The 20,591-nt window shown below is 57.4% G+C and carries 15 protein-coding genes and 1 other RNA gene; 1 reads left to right on the top strand and 15 read right to left on the bottom strand.

Features of this window, described 5'->3' with window-relative positions; translation table 11 throughout:
• Window positions 1-69: 69 nt before the first annotated feature.
• On the bottom strand, window positions 70-1,320 hold the full coding sequence (locus tag ACX3YF_RS03070) for a hypothetical protein (RefSeq protein ID WP_458973383.1): 1,251 nt from the start codon (window positions 1,318-1,320) through the stop codon (window positions 70-72).
• Here ACX3YF_RS03070 and ACX3YF_RS03065 point away from each other — a divergent pair.
• The gene (locus ACX3YF_RS03065; protein WP_458973382.1) at window positions 1,303-1,644 is read left to right on the top strand and encodes a hypothetical protein; all 342 of its coding nucleotides are present in this window, start codon (window positions 1,303-1,305) and stop codon (window positions 1,642-1,644) included. The genes ACX3YF_RS03070 and ACX3YF_RS03065 overlap by 18 nt on opposite strands.
• Here the strand turns inward: ACX3YF_RS03065 and ACX3YF_RS03060 are convergent.
• From ACX3YF_RS03060 to ACX3YF_RS02995, 14 genes are all read right to left on the bottom strand, one after another.
• Window positions 1,605-2,336 carry a hypothetical protein gene (locus ACX3YF_RS03060; protein WP_054920573.1) on the bottom strand — a complete coding sequence of 244 codons (732 nt, stop codon included), beginning with the start codon at window positions 2,334-2,336 and terminating at the stop codon, window positions 1,605-1,607. The two genes, ACX3YF_RS03065 and ACX3YF_RS03060, sit on opposite strands and share 40 nt — an antisense overlap.
• A gap of 57 nt (window positions 2,337-2,393) precedes the next feature.
• Window positions 2,394-2,756, bottom strand: a complete 363-nt coding sequence (locus ACX3YF_RS03055; protein ID WP_458973381.1) for a hypothetical protein — start codon at window positions 2,754-2,756, stop codon at window positions 2,394-2,396.
• An 8-nt stretch (window positions 2,757-2,764) separates the two neighbouring features.
• Window positions 2,765-5,407: a hypothetical protein gene (locus tag ACX3YF_RS03050; RefSeq protein ID WP_458973380.1), complete on the bottom strand. Its 2,643-nt coding sequence runs from the start codon at window positions 5,405-5,407 to the stop codon at window positions 2,765-2,767.
• A gap of 41 nt (window positions 5,408-5,448) precedes the next feature.
• The gene (locus ACX3YF_RS03045) at window positions 5,449-5,841 is read right to left on the bottom strand and encodes a hypothetical protein (protein ID WP_258695065.1); all 393 of its coding nucleotides are present in this window, start codon (window positions 5,839-5,841) and stop codon (window positions 5,449-5,451) included.
• 176 nt (window positions 5,842-6,017) lie between these two features.
• Window positions 6,018-6,521, bottom strand: coding sequence for a hypothetical protein (locus ACX3YF_RS03040; protein WP_458973379.1), 504 nt, complete (start codon window positions 6,519-6,521; stop codon window positions 6,018-6,020).
• Between the two features lie 68 nt (window positions 6,522-6,589).
• Complete coding sequence (locus ACX3YF_RS03035) at window positions 6,590-8,842, bottom strand: dynamin family protein (protein WP_458973378.1); 2,253 nt, start codon at window positions 8,840-8,842, stop codon at window positions 6,590-6,592.
• 10 nt (window positions 8,843-8,852) lie between these two features.
• Window positions 8,853-11,162 carry a dynamin family protein gene (locus tag ACX3YF_RS03030; RefSeq protein ID WP_458973377.1) on the bottom strand — a complete coding sequence of 770 codons (2,310 nt, stop codon included), beginning with the start codon at window positions 11,160-11,162 and terminating at the stop codon, window positions 8,853-8,855.
• 1,155 nt (window positions 11,163-12,317) lie between these two features.
• Window positions 12,318-13,574: an integrase domain-containing protein gene (locus ACX3YF_RS03025; RefSeq protein ID WP_458973376.1), complete on the bottom strand. Its 1,257-nt coding sequence runs from the start codon at window positions 13,572-13,574 to the stop codon at window positions 12,318-12,320.
• Window positions 13,575-13,758: 184 nt separating this feature from the next.
• Window positions 13,759-14,148, bottom strand: a transfer-messenger RNA (tmRNA) gene (ssrA, locus tag ACX3YF_RS03020).
• A gap of 96 nt (window positions 14,149-14,244) precedes the next feature.
• On the bottom strand, window positions 14,245-14,520 hold the full coding sequence (locus ACX3YF_RS03015) for a hypothetical protein (RefSeq protein ID WP_130203894.1): 276 nt from the start codon (window positions 14,518-14,520) through the stop codon (window positions 14,245-14,247).
• Between the two features lie 202 nt (window positions 14,521-14,722).
• Window positions 14,723-17,539 (bottom strand): FAD-binding and (Fe-S)-binding domain-containing protein, encoded by a 2,817-nt coding sequence (locus tag ACX3YF_RS03010; protein WP_458973375.1) that lies wholly within the window; start codon window positions 17,537-17,539, stop codon window positions 14,723-14,725.
• Window positions 17,536-18,207 (bottom strand): LutC/YkgG family protein, encoded by a 672-nt coding sequence (locus ACX3YF_RS03005; protein ID WP_130203896.1) that lies wholly within the window; start codon window positions 18,205-18,207, stop codon window positions 17,536-17,538. The genes ACX3YF_RS03010 and ACX3YF_RS03005 overlap by 4 nt, the downstream gene beginning before the upstream one ends.
• Window positions 18,207-19,661 carry a LutB/LldF family L-lactate oxidation iron-sulfur protein gene (locus tag ACX3YF_RS03000; protein ID WP_090467099.1) on the bottom strand — a complete coding sequence of 485 codons (1,455 nt, stop codon included), beginning with the start codon at window positions 19,659-19,661 and terminating at the stop codon, window positions 18,207-18,209. Before ACX3YF_RS03000 ends, ACX3YF_RS03005 begins: the two co-directional genes overlap by 1 nt.
• On the bottom strand, window positions 19,658-20,482 hold the full coding sequence (locus tag ACX3YF_RS02995; protein WP_047537444.1) for a (Fe-S)-binding protein: 825 nt from the start codon (window positions 20,480-20,482) through the stop codon (window positions 19,658-19,660). The genes ACX3YF_RS03000 and ACX3YF_RS02995 overlap by 4 nt, the downstream gene beginning before the upstream one ends.
• Window positions 20,483-20,591: the final 109 nt, after the last annotated feature.

Below are 20,591 nucleotides of genomic sequence, written 5' to 3'. Positions count from 1 at the left end.
CGTCCCAGTGCAGTCGGGGTGTCTTTTCTCCACGGGCCGTCGGGGACCACCTTTCTACTCTCGAAACCTTCAGTTTGTCGCAGCAAATACTGTCCGGTGATGGAAGTAATAGTCTTCGTAGCGGCTTTGCAGCAGTGACAAGGACAGCAGCGTGGCAATGCGGTTTTCGACACCATGTTCCTTGCACAGCGCCGGCAGGCTTTGAACCAGACAGGCGAAGCTGCCGGTAAGGGCGGACTTGGCCACCTCATACGGTGCTGCAAGCTGCTGATCAAGGTGCTGCTGCAAGTCTTCGGTATCGTGTGCCAGGCGATTGATCGTGTGCTGTGCCGTTGCGAAGAAATTACGCACCGGGCCGATTAACTGTTCCATCTCCTTCTGCCAGTAATGCAACCACCATTGCGTTAACGGGTGCCCCGGTGCAAGGGTAGGCACGTTCCAATCTTCGAGCGTTGCGGTGTCGGCTGCCAATTGCCGAAGCCAAGTCTTGAGAACCTTTTCGCGAAGTTGTGGGGCCTTCAAATCCATTAGCCGGTACATGTTCATACCCGCCACGAATTCCCCACCGAGGCGTGCCTTGTCCAGCAGAAGCTTGCCCCGCTCCAACAGTTCTACGGACTCGAGTAACCCTGGACTTATGTCCCATTCGGCAGGCCAGCTTTTGAGCGTCACCGCCCATGGGTTAGCATCGAGAGGGGCCGCAGAGTGTCCGAGCGGGGCGAGCAGTCGGTTCCAGAATTGATCGCGAAAGCGTTGAAGATTGTCGGAGGGCAGGTCTTGGAAGTCGATGCAGAAAACGTCCAGTTCCAGTTCATCCGCCACACGATCAAGCTCCTCCCATAACCGGTAGGCCAGATCCTGCGCGCGTTTTTTGAGGTGAACCGCATCCATGTCCGGGCAGGCGGTAATCACCATGAGCAGCTTGGCCCGGCCTAAAAACCTCACATCGTCGTAGGCTTCGGCCAGGGCCGACATGAAATCCTTCAGGTGATCGGCATTGGTTGCGCCATCAAGCCGGGCGGCCTGACTCACATAGACCAACGCCAGGTTGTGGAAACCGGTCATCAGTGATGCCGCGTTCAACTCTGCGATCTCATCGTCACCGGAGTTCCAGCCGGGGGTGTCGATCACAAAAAGGCGTTTTGGGCTCTTGTCGTCACCGTAGCCATCGCCGTTGGGCAGGATTAGCCGCGGCTCATTGATCGTCAGGCGCAACCTGTGCAGCATCGGGTCCAGGTGGGTGAGCTCATTGCGTTCGGGAAAATGGTCAAAGGCTTCGAGGGTAATGGCCGGTGAATAGTCATGCTCACGCTGGATCAAGGTCAACGCTGGCGAGTCGCCGCAGGTGATTTCCAGTGGCAAACGGGTCTGGCGCTCAAGGGAGCTGATCGGGAACAGTGCCTGTGGAATTTGATCGCCAAACAGCTCTCGCAGCAGGCGCGTTTTGCCGGCGGAAAACTCACCGACGAACCTGGCGGTGAGGACTCCGTCTTGCACAGGGGGAGTGTTCATCACGCTTGCGCTGAAGGACAGCAGGTGCTGCTGTACCGCCAGCGAACGGGTGAAGCCAATGTTTCTAGGCACTGCATTGGAAGTCATGGCATTCATACACAGAAAGGTTCAGAGAGCACGCCGATCAATTGATCTGCGTTCCAGACGATGCGTTTGGCAGCATCTTGCCAACCCAGGCGGGAGAGGGTGGCCAGTTGTTCGGTATCCAGGCACTGCGTCACGAAACCGAGCAAACGGTTTCGCAGCGTGGGATCAGCCAGAACGCCTTGTTTCCATTCATCGCCTGCTTGTACCAAGGCGATGAGATTTGATAATCCGCTGCGGCACGCTTGATACGCCTCGCTGTTATCCGACAGCAACAAAGGTACAAGCAAAAGGTGATGATTTTTCGGACCCCAGTATTGCGGATCACGGCAAAGGTCATCGTTTTGCACCGCCGACACGGTTTGGTAAATCAACTGTTCGGCTTCACCGGCGACCGTGGCCGAAACGTTTGCCCCAATACGTTGCACCGCTTGCCAGAACATCGGTTGCGCGCGAAGCAGGTTCTGCCGGCACACGGTCAAGCCTTCATCGAGCGCATCATCAAGGACACGGGCATAGAGATGAATGCGCGCGCAGTCGAGCAGCAACTGTTGTGTCCGTTCACTCACGGGGCCATCGAGCCAGGGCTCGGCCAGCACGGCGAGTAAGGCGGGAGCGTGCTCGGCCACCGCCTTTAGTCGCTGAACGGCATGGCGGGATGCAACATTGTTGTCGGTCAGATGAATGCGGCTGATGTCGTCGGACAGCTGCTGTTCAAGACGGCTGACGATGTCTTGCATGGACGTTCTCTTTTATTCGCCCTGATGGGGCAAGGTCGGCGAAGCGACAGTTCTCATTCAATTGCCATAAAGCTGCTTGAGTAAACGGCCCAATTGTGGGGGAAGTCCCGAGGTGCTTTCGGCAGGTTTTTTCACCTCGTGATTTTTTGGCTGAATGTTTTGCCATTGAAGCAGTTGCGCTTGCATCGTTGCGATTTCGGCCACCGTTTTAACGTGCACCGCCGTCGTGGCCAGTTGCCTGAGGTAATCATCGCAGTGGCGGTGCAGTGTGTGCTCAAGCAACTGACAAAGCCGGTTGTGCCTTGCCTCCTCCAATGAAGCAACGGCCTGCAGTTCGGCAGTCTTTGCCGACGATGACCTGCTCGCCCGTGATTTCCCAGCTTTTGGTTGTGCTTTAGCTTTGGTTTGACGCGATGCCATGGGGGAACTCACTTATCCAGATCCAGAAGCGACAGGTTGTCGAGATCATCGTCTTCGATGGCCTGACGCGATATGGCCGAGCAAATTTCGATCATGGAAGGCCCGACGATGCGGGCAAAAACCCGTTGACCTTGAAGATTTCCAGGTAAGTCCAGGCGTTTCTTGAACAAACCAGGATCACCCTGTTTCAACGCACCGGTATGCGCTTGTGGCGACTGGGAGTGATAGAGATTGAACACCCCCTCGCTTGGCGCGCCGAGTTCGTGCCACTGCTCATACTCACTGCCTTGAGCGACGACCACCTGAAAGTGCCCCTGGCGAATTCGGCCCAAATAATGTGCAAAGTGCGCGTCGTCGCCCGATTGCTCCTGCGAACGGTTGATCACTTTGACCGCACTGCCCGGACACAGGCGTAACAGCCCCAGTGCGACACCGGTCTTGGCGGTCGGCGTAAACGGCGTTTTCTCGCAAGCCGGTAACGGCTCATGGATAGTCAGCGACAGGCTTTGCCCGGGGAACAACTGATTGGCATAGCGGCACACCCGTGCCAGGGATTCGCTGGCATGAGTCTCGGCCTGACGGCCGGTTTCGAGCGCCTTGAAGGTGCCCAGAACCCAGTGCGATCGACTGGCGTTACCGGCCAGTAATACCTGAACGTGATCAGGTTTGCGTTTGGCGAAGGCTTTTTCGAAGGCCGCAAGGAAATTGTAAATACCCTGTTCGACACGCTGTTCCAGATAGGCGTTGAGTTCTTCGAGGGGAATGGTCAATTGACAAGGAACCTTTTGCCCTTCGCGGTCCAGCAGGTCCAGGGTTTCGATGCCGCAAGTGCTGTCCAGTGCGCCGTTCTCCCACAGCGGGCGCAGCCGCGCCATCAGCATTACTGTATTGGTTGATGCGGCCTGGGTCTGTTCGAGGAACATTTCGCTGCCGGCAAAGTCGTCAGCATCCAGCGGTCGGGTGAAGGCGATGCGATGTTTACGGCAGGTATCGAGGTTGTGACGAAACACCCGGAACGCCAGGTGCTCCAGCAGATTTTCGCCGCCGAGGAACTTGTCTCCGGCCGCGCCGAAGTGTTCGAACACTTCCTCCTTGCCTTCGTCCTCTTCCTCTGGGGTGGGCAGGCGATAGTAGCCAAAATCGAAATCGGTGGTGCCGCCGCCAAAGTCGAACACGGCGTAAGCAACGCCCTCAGGATGAGGTTTGATACCCAGGTACGGCATGATACCAGCGGCATAGGCGGCCGGCTCCGAAGCACGCTCTTCAACGGCGAATCGAGCGAACACCGGTTCGCCGACCAGGCTCGCAGGCAGGCTGCGCAACAGGCCACGGCGAAATGAGGCGAGGATCTTTTCCTTGACCTCGCGCGGGTAGCCGACCGGGAAAGTCATGTAGTAGCGCAGGAACAGGCCGCGACCGCGCCAGTTGATATTCAGGCCAAGAAACCAGGCGTACAGCTCAATCGGATCGAACGGGTCCTGCGGGCTTACACTCATGGCCTGGCCGCGCACCGGATTACGCAAGGTCAGGGCGGCGAGTTCGTGCTCCATCCCCTGAGGTTCCTGCCGATCGCTCAAGCGTACGCGAGGGGTGGTGCTTTCGCGCAAGGCCCAATGTTTGATTTTGGCCAGGGTGCTGGCGACGACGCGTGGGTTGCCGTTGTTGTCGCGAAACGTCTGCAATGCCGCGTGGGAGCAGCGTACATGGTCCCAGGACACGCCAGGGCGAAAGGTCTCGCTCTGCCAGGCTTCGAGCAGTCCGGGGAAATTGATGAACTCCAGCAGCGTCGGGTTCTCGTAGTGCTCCGGGCGCTCCTGCTCCCAATAGTTGCCCAGACCGACCCGCAATAGCTTGTGCTGGTCATTGTCGTCGTAGGCCACCACCGTACTACTGGTGCCAAAATCGATGGCCACATTGCAGTCCTGGACATCCAGTGCAGGGTTGCGGGCACGTACGCCTTGCTTGGTCAGCAGCTCTTCATCCTTGCCCCAGAACTCCCACAAACCTTTGTTGGGATCGGTGAATTGCATGGAGTCTAGCTTGGGCAAGCGGGCCGACACGTAATCGATATCGAAATACGCTGCCTGAAGGTCGGGCACGTCCTGCAGCATGTTCAGCGCCAGCAGCTTTTCCTGGGGCGTGCATTCGCGTAACTGCCACCCTCGTTGAAGCGCTGTCCCCACGACTTCCATCTTGCCCTTGCCCACCAGCCAATCGTTACAAGCCAGCAGGGCGCCCGAGCGATGCCCAACCAGCTCACAGCTATCGAGGTCGACATTGCCATTTGAGGTGACCCAGTTATCCTTATCTAGCAGACGACTTTTTACCCCCTTTCGCAGAGGGTTGGCAGCGTCATTGGCGAATGCGGTTAGTTCGCGCTTGGTCGGCAGGCGCCAGTTCGACAATCTTCCGACCTTCGAGGCGGCTGCCTTGGTTTTTCCTTCGGCGACGTTGAATGTTGTGCCGATGTCCGGAGTGGCATCCCACAGCAGTCCCGTGTTGCTATCGTAGATCATGGTTTTCTGGCTGGAGTCGTCGAGCAGCACCCACCAGAACGGCTGCTTGTTCAGCGTTTCAGCGACGATTTGGGTCAACGTTGATATGTAATGCTTGTACAGAAAGTCGGGGATGATCTTTTCCAGGTTATCCATGCGCAAGTGTCCTTGGTCTGCAAAATAACGATATCGGCACGCTAGGTGCGAACCAGTGGTTTGCGCTGTAGTTGTCCGGCCGCGTTGCGCAGGCCAGGCAGCCATTGCGCGCTTACGGTGTCGCCATGCAGCGTGCCGCGCTCGTGGGACAGCGGATCGAAAGGCGTGCCGGTCTGTACGGGTTGCAGACTGGCCTGATGCTCATGCCACACGAGATTGTGCAGCGCCAGGCAACGGGCCAGGATTTGCTGCTCGGTCGCTGATGCATGGCGTTGTTCGTCTTTGCATCGTGCGGCCAGGCGATCCCAGAGCAGTAGCAGTCGATCCCACTGCGAGGCGACGGCGATCAACCGTACCAACTGACGCTCGACCGGTTCGTCAACGCTTAGCCAAGCTTGCTTGAGGGCAGGGTCCATATTGATGCAGTCGAGCAATTCGCGCTCCGGGCCAAAGGCTTGACACTCAACGGTAAGGGGGGCAGGCGAGGGTGATGGGGCGCAGAGCTCGCGGAGCGCCTGCTGCACCTGTTGGTCGGACGCAAGCAAGGCTAGCAAGGTTGTGCGGACAGTGCCTTGCAGCGCGGAATTGGGGAGCTGTGGCTTATCTTCGTTCACGCAGAAGTCTCCAGCAACATCTGCATTGAACGGCGAACCTTCAGTTGGTAAGGCAGTTGGTGACAGAAGGCCACGATGCTGGCACGGTCTTGATTGCTCAATTGAAGGAAGCGCTGTTTCATGTCCAGCACTACCCATCCATCCGGTTCCTCGTAAGGTGAGGGGATCACGGGGACATATGTGCTGCCGGCCAGTACGGCCAGTTGGTCGGGGGGCACCGTATTCCAGAAGTTGTGATAGATGATGGGCAAGTAAAGGCTCAGTAAGTCCATGCTGGCGGCGGCCCTTTTCTTCCGTTCACGCAGTTGCTTGTTTTCCTGACGCAACTGATTCAGCTCGTTGAGTCCAATGCGCTGTTCCAAGGCCTGGGTGCGCTCGGCCAGCAAGTCGAGGTAACGGAACACCACCGCAGTTTCGGTGAATGATCCGAGAAAGCGCTCCAACTGTTCGGACGGGGCGGAGTCAAGAGTCTGCTGGGCTGATGGGTTTGCAGAGGTCATACAGGGTTGCTCTCGGGCGTATACGCAATGAGCCCGCTTCGCCTTTTATGGGAAGCGGGCTGGGCGGTTCAGTGCAGCGTTTGTAGGGTATGTTCCAGAGCCAGCGCCTGCTCGCGCAAACGAACCAGGGTGACCTGTTTGTCGTGAGCGCTGGCCTGGGATTGGGCAGTGAGCAGATCAATGTCCTGCAGGCGCTCATTGAGCAGCGCTTCGACGCGATCCTCCCAATAACTGCGAACTCGATTGTGCAGAAGCTCGTCCATGGCCGAGGCCTGACGGTCGAAGCTTTGCAGCCATTGGGTCCTGGCTTTTTCCGAACTGCGCCGCAGTTGGTTGAGGCGCTCCTGCTGCAAATGCTGCAGAGCCTCACGATGCTTTTGTTCGGCTTGCAGCTTGAATCGCTCCAGCTCGTTCTGTAAGCGTATTTGTTCTTTCTGGCTCTGTTCCAGTGCCCAGCCGGTCAACTGGCGTTCGTTGGCGATGTCTTCATTGCGAGCCAGGGCTCGGCGCAGCGTCTGACGTTGTTGCTCCAGTTCGGCGATTGCCGCTTCGCGCTCGGCCATGGCATGAGCGTCGACCACCTGAACTTCGGTGGGGCCACCCAAGGCATTGCCGACGCGTTCGCCCCAGTAGCTCAGAGACAGCATTTCCAGGCCGCCGAGCTTGTCCATGATCGGTTGCGGGATGCCTTTGACGGTGGAGCTTCCCTGCTGAACACCTTTGACGACCTTGACGGTAGTACTGATGGTCTTGGCCAGTTTCCCGGTATTAACCGCGATCTTGGCAACCTTGGCCCCTTTACCGATCAGTGCCGCAATCTTCGCTCCGGCCGATGCAGGGTTGACGAGCATCAGGCCAATGTCGGCAACCTCTCCTACCATCCGTCCAATGAAGGCCCCACTGAAATTGCCCGTCTGTTGCAGCGTCATCGGCAGTGGTTGGCTCGTGAGAGCCTGTTGCTGATGGGTCAGCACCTGCAGGCTCTGCTCATGATCGTCCATGTCCTGGACCTGCAAGGCTGCCTGCTTCTGCGTCATCACTTGCTGAGCTTCCTGCTGCTCGTTCAACGCCTGTTGCAACTGAGTCAGTCGGCCGATATCGATAAAGTCCTCGGCGGTCACCGTTTCCGGGGCGGGCAGGCGCAGGTTGAACTCGACGATATCGGCCGCGGGCAGTTCGAGGGTGCCGTAGCTCTGCGAGAGCTCGCTGAACTGTCTGGCGATATTTCGTATGGCGGCCGCCAATTGCTGGCTACCTTGCTGACCGAAGCGCTCCCATTCGGATTCTTCAGAGAGGCTGACGGCCTGCTCATCGAGTTGCTGCGCCAGGTGTTTACGTTGCTGGCCCAGGCTGACGGTGGCTTGCTGGCTGAGGCGGGCGCGGTCTGCTTGCTGGTCGCCATACAGGTTGGACTTGAATTCGGCCAGTCGCTGTTTGCGCTCGACCAGTGCTTGATGCAGGGCTTGTGCCTGCTGTTCCGAGTCGACCTCGCAAGCGCGTTGCTGATCGGCGTTTTGCCCGAGAGCATTCTGCAAAACCGGGCGCAGCTCTGCCTGAAAACGACGCAGGCGTATGCTCTGAAGATCGTCGCGTGCACGCTGCACGAACTCCAGAATGTCTTCGCGCCCCAGGCCTTCGCGATGGCTGGTCGCCAAGCGTGCACGCAAGCCAGTGGTGCTTTCGATCTGCTGGGCCCACTGTTCGAGCGACGGGGCTCTTTCACCCCGCGCAATAGCCGCTTCGATTTCATCCCAGTGACTGACCAGTACTTTCACGCGCTTGCCGGACTGCTGCACGATTCTTAGCGTGTCCATGTCAGCGGCGGAGGGACCACGGGGGCTCAATAGGTAAAGCACTGCGTCAGCCTGACGAACCTGAGACAGGGTGTATTCGCGATGGTTGGCAGAGGTGCTGCCCAACCCCGGCAGGTCGATGATGGATACGCCTTTGAGCCAAGGCTGAGGCAGTTCCAGCACCGCGCACGCCGCGCCCTGAGGGGCATGGGTGGTGACGTCGGCAAATTGCGCCTCATCCAGTGGCGATTGACTGCCATCCCGACCAACCAACGACATGCCCCGGTCGGCGGCATATTCAATGAAGGTGGGCAGTGCGGTTGTCTCTTCGAGTGCGGTTTGCAGCAGCGGCTCTTGCAGCAGCATGTTCAACAGGCTGCTCTTTCCTACGGAAAAGCCCCCCAGCAGAGCCAGGCGCAAAGGGGTATCGGCATGAAGGACTTCAGCGGCCAGGGCCTCGACCGGCTGTTGCCAGTCGGTCGGCAGACTGGACAAGAGTTCATTCAGAAATGCATTAGGCTGTGACATGGTCGCTCCTTCAGGCCTTCAGCGCATTTTGGGTGATGGTCATCAGGTCGTCGATATCTTTACAGGCTTGCTCCAGACGCGATCTGCGCTGGGTAACATTCAGCTTGCCCTGTTCCAGCAGCGAATGGATTTCTCGGCGCTTCTCCAGCTTTGCGTTCAGCGGCTCGAGATACTGCTCTTTCACGCAATCCTGCAGCGCCTGCATTTGATCGGCGAAAACGTTGTTAATGGCATCCTTCACATGATTTTCCAGATGGCGAATGCGCTGTTCCAGCTGACCGGCGGTGTTTTTGATCAGGCGTCGGGTCGTTTCCTTGATCAACTCGCCCTCGGCGGCCTGCGACTTTTGTTCGAACAGCGCCTTCTTTTTCTCGAACTCGGACACTTCGCGCTCGTACTTCTTCTGAGCCTTTTCCATTGTCATGCGCATGCCGGTCTTGCGCTCTTCCTCGGCGGCGATCTGATGCAGACGTTTTTCTTTGTCCTTCAGAGAATCCATCAGTTTGTCCCGCTCCTCCTTCCAGGCTTGCACGTTGCTGTGGTCGGTGTACGGTACTTCGCCATAGGTATCGTCGCTGTACATACCGCCTTTTTTCACCACTTCGCGGCGCGAAGACGCTCTCGGGCTCGGCTGCCCGCCCAGGCTGTCGTGCATGCGCTCGACGCGAGACAAGGCCTGGCGTGCCAATTCCAGTTGGGCTGCGTTGGACATGTATTTGGACATGTCGCTTTCGATGCTGTCGATCTGCTCATTGCGGGCGGCAATTTCCTGCTCCAGGGCCATTGCTTGCTGGCGGTGCTGTTCGATTGCGCTGAAGTCGAGCATGAATTGGGTGTCGAGCGATGGCATCTGAACATCCATCTTGCTCATCTCACCTCTGATTCGACCTGCGTGTTTTTCCATCTGCTTGCTGTAATCGGAACTCAGCCCGTCCAGCGCCTTGGCCAATTCCTGCTTCTGCCTATTCCATGCGTCGCCGACCTGTGCTGAGATGGATCGGAACTGCTCGTGCAGATCGTCCGGCAGGGTCACGGTCTTGACCCGTTTCTTGATCTGTCGCTCCACATAACCGGCGTCGACCTGGTTCTCGATATCGGCTTTGAGCTCGGCCAAGGGGCTGATCAATTCGCGCTGAATTTTTTCGACCAGTATCCGGGCCGCGCGATCATGTTCTTCTCGCGAATCTCGTGCGACGGCTTCGGACTCCTGTTCGAGCAACTGGGTTTCCAGGTCAAACTGAGCAAGTTCACGTGCTCGCTCTTCAAGGCTCTTGTCCGACTCCAGTTGTTGCAGCTCATCTTGTAGCGTTTCGGCCAGTTGTTGCTGGATGTGGGACATCTGTTGCATCGGCTTGCTATAGATCTGTTCCAGCGCTTCACCGTTGGTAAACATTTCAGCAATACGCAACGACAGTTGTTCAATGCCCGACTGTTTGCGCTTTTCTGGATCGCTCTCCATCGCCCAGTGAGCGCTGACCGGGATCAGATGATTCTTGTCAGTCAGTTGCTTGTACTCATTATCGTCTTGCAGATGGCGGCGGAAGTTCTGCCGCACAACGTCCAGCTTTTCCTCAATACGCTGCTCCACCGGCACGCGACGCTCACGTGCGTCGTCGGGTGCCAGTACCTTGTCCCACCAACCAATGACAGTGACAAATTTTCGGAAGTTGTTGCGCAAGGTTTCTGTTAGAAATTCCCATTCCGTAGCGGCGCCACCGAGCTGTGTGGTGTTTTGAACCCATAGGGCTATGTGGGCTTCGGCAATGGCTTTGCGAGTGATGGCTTCGTGGTGTTTGATCACCGTTTCCAGGCCTGGGGTGTCCACCAAAACCAGCCCCTTTTCGAGCAAGGGGTGGTCCATGAACGCCTCGATATAGTCCAGCGTCTGCCGAACATCGGCGTGGCTTTCATCCAGTTCGGTGCCCCAACGCTCGAGCGCCATGTCGTCATTCCATGGCACTTCCCGCACTGGTCTTCCATCTTGGAAATGGATGCGAATGAAGCGCTCGGTGCGATCGGCAGGCAGCATGCGTACGAAGGTGTTGATGGCGGTGGTGGCTTGCAGGGCGGTCGGCAGCAACTCAATCCCCAACAGCGCGTTTACCAGGCTTGACTTGCCACGGGAAAACTCACCCAGCACGACCAGGCGTACGGCATCTGCATTCAATGCATCCAGCAATTCGGCAAAACGGGCATGGGAAGTGCGTAGCTTGTCACTTCCGAACTCATTGAACAGGCTTTGGGTGCGGCTGAGGAACTCCTTGGCCACTTTGATTTTCTGCTGACGCTGTTCGAGGCCTTGAGTCAATATGTTGGTCATGGATTGTTATCTTTCTCAGGTTGTCTGGCGGCCTGAAGCTTGTGCCGATAAGTAAGAAAAGGTCTTCCGCGAGGAGATGCACGACGATTGTTTAAGCATTCAGCAGTCGGTGGCATTTAACCTGACGTGCAGGAAGATAATTGACGGATCAACGCGCAGGGTGTCGGAAGCGAATTCGGTTGGGACCGATGCTCAGAAAATTGATTAGGGTTGAGCAGCATGACTGTGTCTCCTGACAAAAGGTTGTTCCTTACCCGAGAGGCATCTCACTGGTCTGGGTGCGTCCGAATTGCTGACTTGGTCAAACCTGAAGTTTGAGTTTGACAGGTGTTCGCGACAGGTTGTGTCGTCATGCGTTGACAAAGTATTCCTGGCTGACATCCTCCGGATGTCACGTATGCAATGTGTATCTCGGCAGCACATTGTTGTTAGTCGTTAGGAAGTGTCATGGATCCAAGCCACTAATTTATGGCTTTTTGATATTGATTGTCCATTTCAAGACTTGCTTAGACGGAGCGACGTTAGCTCAGCCGAGGTGAGTCCTAGAGCAGGATTCAGAAAAATTACTGATGGGGGGATCGTGCCGATGACCGCCTCAGTATCAGCCAAGGTGTAGTCTATCGGGGTGTGTGAGCATAGGCGTTTTAGATAAGCGCCGAGCTGTTTCATTTTCTTCGTTCACCACATTCCGTCGTTCGTAGGGCTGCCGTCTCGGCTCTGCTGGTCGCCGTAGATTAGGACATCACTGTTGACTCGCTCTAGGTCTCGGGCGTCGAAGTCGACGAAGGGGGGCGGGAATAATCTTGCTCAAAGGGGTAAATGATGTGCGCGAAGCCACTGATATCCTGCTAGCCGGCCGTAAACATGTGCTAGAAAAAGTCCAAGTGAAATTCGCTGGCCTTAATAAGACCGTCGCCATTCAGCTGTCCAATAACGGCGCTGCGAAGCTCCCCGTAGTGCTACCGAACGATCTTCTTCGTCATTTCGTACTTCCTTTCCTCGCGGAGACAGCTGAAGGAGTTCATTTAGGTGGCTCTATCGCTTCTCTTGGCTGCTTGGCATATACACTGAGAGTGCGGGGCCGAGCCCGATGCACAGTCCAGGCAGCCGGCTGTCATGGTCGAGTGATTGTTTATCACTGGTTGAAGTCTCTCGTTAGCGTATTGAGACGACTTTTCGATCTTGGTTCTGGCAGAGGGCCGACACTGACAGGCTCCCAGTGGCTGCTTCCTGAATGTGCTTGCTCCACCAGTCCATCATAGGGCGTCTGCGTTCGATATAGTCCGCCCGGTTGTAGGCACTGCGAACCTCGTCCTTGTCCACGTGGGCAAGCGCCACCTCGATCAACTCAGGATCCCAGCCGTGCTCGTTGAGGATGGTGCTAGCCATTGAGCGCATGCCATGGCTTACCAGGCGCCCTTCGAAGCCCATGCGCTTCAGCGCCATGTTGGCTGTCTGGCTGTTGCAGTGGGTGCGAGGGTTCCGGTCTGCAGGGAAGACGTACTCCCGGTGTCCACTGTAGGGTTTAATCGCTTCCAAGAGCGACAGAGCCTGCTCCGTGAGCGGAATGATGTGTATCCGACGTTTCTTCATGCGCTCCGCCGGTATTGTCCAGATCTTCTTTTCGAAGTCGATATCAGCCCAGCGGGAAGTGGCAGCCTCGGCTGGCCGAGTCATGGAGTGAAGTTGCCACTCAATTAGGCAGCGCGTAGTTCTTTTTATGCTGGCATTGGCAATTGCCACCATGAGCTCATTCAGCTCATCGGGTGCAAGGGCCGCCATATTTTTCTTTTTGGGCTTTTTAAAGACGGCTCGAATGCCACTGAGCGGATTCGCGTGAATCAATCCCGAGTTGACGCCGTAGGTCATGATTTCATTGAGGCGTTGGGTTAGACGTTTAACGGTTTCGAGGCTGCCCTTCGTCTCGAGGGGGCGAAGCAAATTTATGACTTTAGGGGCGGTGATAGCAGAGATTGGGGTGGTGGCCAGATCAGGGAAGACATGCAGCGTGAGAGAGCGCCAAATATCCTCGGCGTACGCAGGGGTGACTGAATCCTTTTTGAGCTCGAACCACGCTGCCGAGATATTTTCGAAAGTGTGTTCCGTCGCCGCTTTTTTCGCGTGCCTTTCGGCGTCGCGTTGTTCTTTAGGGTCCAGCCCCTGGGCGACAAGCTCTCTCGCTTCCACGGTTCTCTTACGTGCTTGTGCCAGACTCACCTCAGGAAAGGTGCCCAATCCCATATTTATCCGCTTTTTCGTCACGGGTTGGATGTAGTTGAAATTCCATAACTTTGAGCCATTGATTCTCACTCGCATCTGAAGGCCGTTGCCGTCGGTGAGTATGTAATCCTTTTCCTTTGGCTTCGCGGCTTTGACTTTTACGTCCGAAAGGCGCGTGGCTTGGGCCCCCATGGTGTATTCCAGTGCTGTTTATGTATTCCAAAAAATAGCAGGTGAGGGCTTGGAATACCACTTGGAATACACGAAATAGAAGATGGTCACGGATGCTGGTGGACGCTCGTGGACTTTAGAACCCCGTATTTACTGGATTTCAGGCACAAAAAAAGACGTCCTCGGACGTCTTTAGATGATCATTTGGTGGAGCCGGGGGGATTTGAACCCCCGTCCGCCAGTACTCCGCTGTCGGTACTACATGCGTAGCCGTGTCTATTAAGTTAACCCTCAGCGACCCGACGGGCAGGGTGCTTTGGGCGAGTTGTGTAAGTTTTAGCCGCTTCGTCCACAACGTACTGCACGGCGATTCTGTTCTATATGACAATCATTTCGGGTTTACAGACATCCCCTGATGATTGCTGGACCCGAAGGTACCAGGAGTGCATGTCAGCTGCAATTAAGCAGCGAGAGCAGCACCGTATTGGTCGTCATTGGCAACTATAAGTAGTTGCAACAGTGGATTTACGAGTTCTGTTACCAACTCGGCATGCACCTAAAGTTTCGCGACCGGCGTCGAATCCTAAACGGCCCCGAACTCATTGCTCGTGAATCTGAATGAGCAACAAGCCTGCGTAGTCTACGCCAATGTGGGGTGGAAGGCCAACCCGAAGGTTGGCCCCGCCTGGCATCAGTTACGGGTTGGATTTCGAATCTGCATTTTGGTGATTATGCCGGAGGAGATTTCCACGCAATCCTTGTCGTTGCCGGCTGCCTGGGCTGCTTTGGCTTTTTGCAAAGCATCCTTGACGTTGTTCAGGGAGCCTTCCGGTATGGAGGGTGCACTGTCCACGAAATCGCTTATCTGTTGAATGTTCGCCGTACAAAGATCCTTGTCTGCCGCGAAAACCGGGGATGCCAGCAGTGCCGCAGCGATAAACAATCCAGCCATTGCAGAGTGCTTCATGGGTATCTCCTTGCACATGAGGGCTCGGTGCTGCCGGTAATTCGGGCCGCTGGCCGAGGTGGTTATAAGCCCTTTCACGTGGGCCTAGCTAAATGACTATAGCCGCGCGCAGGAATTCGGTTTTTTTTTGCTGGGTCGGTGTCATGCGGGGGGGCAGTTGCTTCGATGAACGAGGGGCGAAAAACGCCCCTCGTTCAATCCATCACCCTCGTGCCGGGCGTGCCTGGGTCACGCGGTCCACCAGATAGACCAGCCCGTGATAGTCGATCCCGCCATGCTGGCTCAGGCCGATTTCACACGTGCGACTGGTGGAGATGCCTTCGCCACAGTACTGAACGGCGTCTTTCAAGGTGCGCAGCGAATGGGCATTCAACTCGGGTGTGGTGAACCCTTTGTCGCCGGCAAACCCGCAGCAGTGAATGCCTTCGGGGATGATCACGGTTTTGCTGCATTTGCGCGCCAGGTCGATCAGCGCCTGGCTTTCCCCGAGGTGCTGGGTACTGCAGGTGACATGCACCGCGATCGGTGTGTCTTGCGGGGTGAAGTCCAGTCGGTCCATCAAATGCGTACGGATGAAGCGTACCGGGTCGTACAGGTCCAGTCGGACATCACCCAGGTCCTGGGTCAGGCGCAAGGTGCAGGGGCTGGTGTCGCAGTAGATCGGATCGAGTCCGCCACGGCTGGCGTGCAGCAGCGCGCCGATCAGTTCCTGGCGTTTGTGTTCGGCTTGTTCGGCATAGCCTTTGGAGGCGAAGGGTTGGCCGCAGCAGAGGTTGTCCAGATTGTCCGGGAACACCACCTGATAACCGGCCTTTTCCAGCAGGCCGCGGGTTTTGTCGTACAGCGACATTTGTTCCTTGTCGCCGGCCGCCGGCCCCATGGCCCGTGAGACACATGCGGCCAGGTACACCACTCGCGGGCGCTCGTCCGACACTGTCGGGCTGAAGCGAATCGCCCGTTCAGGCTGCGGCATGGCATTGGTCCATTGCGGGATTTGCCCTTTTGAAAGTCGCGTGACCGCAGCGGACAGCCTGGTCAGCCGCGGTGCGCCGAGCAACATTCGTGCGCCATTGGCCACGTGCAGGGTGAAGCGCGCACCTTGCAGTGCCGTAGCGAAATTTCCTTCCAGCCAATTGGCGGTTTTCGTATGTGTGGCGTGCCGGCCGCGAAGCTTTTTCACCAGTTCGCCAGTGTTGATGCCTACAGGGCAGCGTTGAGCACAAAGACCGGTGGCGGCACAGGTGTCGATGCCTTGATATTCGTAAGCCGCTTCGAGTTCGGTGGTGTCCACACCCGCGCGTTTCTTCGCCTGGATGTCACGCCAGATCACGATGCGTTGGCGCGGGCTCAGGGTCAGGCCTTTCGACGGGCAAACCGGTTCGCAGAAGCCGCATTCGATGCACTTGTCCACAATCTCGTCGGCGGCCGGCAAGGGCTTGAGATGCTTCAGATGGATCTGCGGATCTTCGCTGAGCACCACGTCCGGGTTGAGAATGCCGTTGGGATCGAGCAGGCGCTTGAGTTGCCACATCAACTGATAGGCATCGCTGCCCCATTCCAGTTCGACGAACGGTGCCATGTTGCGCCCGGTACCGTGTTCGGCCTTCAGCGAACCCCCGAACTCCACCGCGACCAACTGCGCGACGTCGTCCATGAACGCCTGATAGCGTGCGACTTCTTCCGGGTTATTGAAGCCCTGGGTGAAAACGAAGTGCAGATTGCCTTCCAGTGCGTGTCCGAACAGGATCGCTTCGTCGTAATGATGTTTGTCGAACAACTCGATCAGCCGGTTCACGCCAATGGCCAGTTGTTCCACCGGGAAGGTCACATCCTCGATGATCACCGTGGTACCGGTTTTGCGCACCGCGCCGACGGCGGGGAAGGTGTCTTTGCGGATCGCCCAGAGACGTGCGTTTTCCAGTGGGTCCTCAGTGAAATCGACCTGTTTTTCCACCGGGAACGATGCCAGCGACGCCATGATCTGCGCCAGTTGTTCATGCAGTAGCGTGGACGACGCCGCGCGGGATTCGATCAGCAGGGCGCAGGCATTATTCGACAAGTGTTGTACGAAAGCCGGCATGCCGGGTTTGTCCTGCACCGAGCGCAAACTGCGGCGGTCCAGCAGCTCTACCGCCGACACCGGTTGGCTTTTCAGCACGGTGACCGCGTTGCAGCAGGTTTCCACATCCGGGAACACAATCAGCGCCGAGGCCTTGTTCGGGTGATCGATCACCGTGTCGTAAGTCACGGCGCTGATGAAACCGAGTGTGCCTTCGGAGCCCACCAGCAAGTGGCTCAAGATATCCACAGGCTCGTCGAAATCCACCAGGGCATTGAGTGACAGGCCAGTAGTATTTTTCAGGCGGTATTTGTGGCGAATCTTTGCTGCCAGTTCGGTGTTTGCGCGTGTCTCGCGACCCAATGTCGCCAGACGCTCCAGCAGCGGGGCATGGCTCTGGCGAAATGCCGCGACGCTGGCGGCGTCTTCGGTATCGACGCGACTGCCATCGGCCAGCACCAGACGAATCCCGGCCAACGTGTGATAGGTGTTTTGCGCCGTGCCGCAGCACATGCCGCTGGCGTTGTTAGCGACGATGCCGCCGATTTTGCAGGCATTGATCGAGGCCGGATCGGGGCCGATCTTGCGCCCGAACGGCGCCAGCCAGGCATTGGCCTGGGCGCCGATCACGCCGGGTTGCAGGCGGATTTGTGTGCCCTGGCCACGGATCTCGCGACCGTTCCAGTTATCGCCCAGCACGATCAGCACCGAATCGCTGATCGCCTGGCCAGAAAGACTGGTACCGGCAGCGCGGAACGTCACCGGCACCCGGTCACGCTGGGCCAGTTTCAGCAGCGTGACGACTTCTTCTTCGGATTCGACGCGAATCACCAGTTTTGGAATCAGTCGATAGAAACTGGCGTCGGTGCCGAAGGCCAGCGTCGACAACGGGTCGTCGAAGCGTCGTTCCTGTGGAATCAGTTGCTGTGCATCACGCAGAAAATCGGCCGGTAGACTCATTGGTCCTCCAGGATCAATACCACCAGGTCTTTCGGACCATGGGCGCCGTAGGCCAGCACCTGTTCGATGTCGGCAGTCTTCGACGGGCCGGACACCAATAACGCATTGGTCGGCATGCCTTCGGCCCATTCGAACTCCTGCTGCACCTGATAGAAGTTGTCGCGAATCCCGCTCGCCTTGAGCAGGGCGAAATGCACCGGTGGCGCGAGGCTCATCAATCGCGGTTCTTCCCGCGTCGGCCAGAGGATCAGGCTGCCTGTGGCAGCGATTGCGCCGAGGGTGGCGGTCAGGCTGGCCGGGGTGTCGTTGAACAGTTCGGCTTTCCACTCCTCGACGGGACGGTCGTAGGCTTTGAGTGTCGGCAGGTGCGGATTATTCGACCAGTGTTGAGTGATGCGTTGACCATGGGGCGTCGTCGGTGCGATCAGCAGACTCGGTAACTGCCGCTCTTGCAGCAATTGCGCGAGCAGCGCAGGCCAGTCTTCACCCGAGGTCAGATGGATTTCCGTGTGCACTGCTTCCATCAATTTGCGTAATTGAGCGATGCGTTGCTCCGGCGCGTAGGTGTAGGGCTGCGTCACCAGATCGACGTCGAAGTTGTCAGTTACCGGCGTGGTGCCTGTCAGGCTTTTACGCAATTTGGCGAGGATATTTTGCTTGGCGCTCATCAACGATCTCCCTGTTTGGCCAGATGCTCGCGGGCCATGTCATGCAATGAGCGGGCAGCGGGTTTCGGTGCGCTGTGGTTCTGTGTCCACGGGCCAACATTGTTCGGTGTGAGGGCGCGCAGGCGTGTGGCGAAGAATCCGAACAGGCGATACAGCGTCGGCGAACTGTTTAGTTTCGCCCAGGCGTTCCAGATGAATCTCTCTTTGCGCGAATACTTGCTGCCCTGGCCGCGCATCACTTGATGGGGGCTGTCCGGGGCTTTGACGTTCTCTTCGCGCAGGCGACGCAGCAATGAAGGGATCGGAATCTTTACCGGGCACACTTCACCACAGGCGCCGCACAGCGACGAGGCGCTCGGGTGGTCCGGGACTTTCGCCAGGCCGACCATGTGCGGGGTGATGATTTTTCCGATAGGGCCAGGGTAAACCTCGCCATAGGCATGGCCGCCGATTCGGGTGTAGACCGGGCAGTGGTTCATGCAGGCGCCGCAGCGAATACAGTTCAGGGTCTGGCGCAATTCGCTGTCGGCAAAGGCCTGGCTGCGACCGTTGTCGAGCAAGACCAGATGCACTTCCTGCGGGCCGTCGAGCTCATGCGCCTTGCGTGGGCCGGAGATCATGTTGACGTAAGTGGTGATCGGAATGCCCAGGGCCGAGCGGGTCAGCAGTGACAGCAATGGCACCACGTCGCGCAGGTTCTCCACGACTTTCTCGATGCCGGTGACGGCGATATGCACCGGCGGCACCGTGGTGGTCATGCGGCCGTTGCCTTCGTTTTCCACCAGCAGCAGGGTGCCGGTTTCGGCCACGGCAAAGTTGACACCGGAGACGCCGATGTCCGCTTCGAAGAATTTCTGCCGCAGGACCCTGCGACCGATCTGAATGAGTTGGTCAACGTCCTTGGTGTATTCCACGCCAAGTTTGTCGTGGAACAAGGACGCGACCTGACCGGCGTTCTTGTGGATCGCCGGCATAATGATGTGTGAAGGCTTCTCGTTGTCGAGCTGGACGATGTATTCGCCCATGTCCGATTCAAGGCATTCAATGCCCTGATCAGCGAGGAAATGGTTCATCTCCATTTCTTCGCTGACCATCGATTTGCCCTTGATCACTTGCCGCCCCTCGTGAGCGCGGATGATCGAGAGGACGATGCCATTGGCTTCGTCCACCGTTTCCGCCCAGTGCACTTTCACACCGTTGCGGGTCAGGTTCTGTTCAAGTTGCTCGAGCAGGTCGGGCAACTTGGATAATGCTCGGGCGCGGACGGCATTGCCCAGTGCTCGCAAATGTTCTCTTTCATGGGCATCGCTGAACGCCGCTGCCCGTTTTGTCATCAGTGAATCCATCGCCTTGCGAAAGTTGTTTCGCAATTGCGTGTCACCCAACGCTTCGTGAGCGCGGGTGCGGAAATCTTCTTCTACGGCGACCGTAGGAATAATCGTGGAAGTGCTCATCGGGCACCTCCGGTACGCTGCCAAAGGAAACTGGCCAGATGTTGGCCGCGCAGCGCTTCCTTCTGTTTTTCCAGCGAGCCATTGATGTTCATCAGGCAACCGCAGTCGGCACTGAGTACCTTGTGCGCGCCGGACTCCTTCAACGACCGGGTCTTGTCGGCCACCATCGCGCCGGAAATGTCCGGCATACGGACGCTGAAAGTCCCACCGAAGCCACAGCATTCACTTTCGTGGCTGTGCTCCACCCGCTCTACATTGCTCAGTTGCGCGAGCAACTCGCGGCCATGCAAGTGGGTGTTCATTTCCCGGCGTGCCGAGCATGAGGTATGCAACGCCACTTTCACGGGCTCGCCACTGTCCTTGAGCCGCACCTTGCAGACATGCAGCAGGAATTCGGCGAGTTCGTAGGTTCTGGCCGCCAGTGCCTGAACCTGTTTCAACGTTTGCGGCTCGTCCTTGAACAAGTCGGCATAGTGTTCACGCAACATGCCAGCGCACGAACCGGACGGTACCACCACCGGATAATCCCCGGCGAACAGCGCCAGTTGCGAGCGTGCCACGGTCCTTGCCTGCTCGGTGTAACCCGAGGTGTAGGCCGGTTGGCCGCAGCAGCTTTGCCCCTGCGGGTACTCGACACGGATGCCTTCGCGTTCCAGCAAGTGGATCGCATCCATTCCGGCTTCCGGGTAGAACAAATCCACTACGCAGGTCCCGAACAGGTAGACCCTTTGCGGTTTTTCGCTGGGGTATTGCCGAGGCTCGGGCAGTGGCGGGGCGACACGGGTCGCATTCGGCACAGCGTTGTAAAAAAGTTCGCTCATCAGGCGTGTCTCCGGGTGATCCCGGTTATCCGTCCGCTGAGGCTGCTGAATATAGAGAGTGATTCTTTCAGCAGCCTTACAGACCGGGTGGTGAATAGCTGACGCCGGA

The organism is Pseudomonas fluorescens group sp. PF-69 (genome assembly GCF_054481235.1).
Note: the sequence above shows the minus strand (reverse complement) of the source record. Positions and strands in the feature narration are given on the sequence as shown.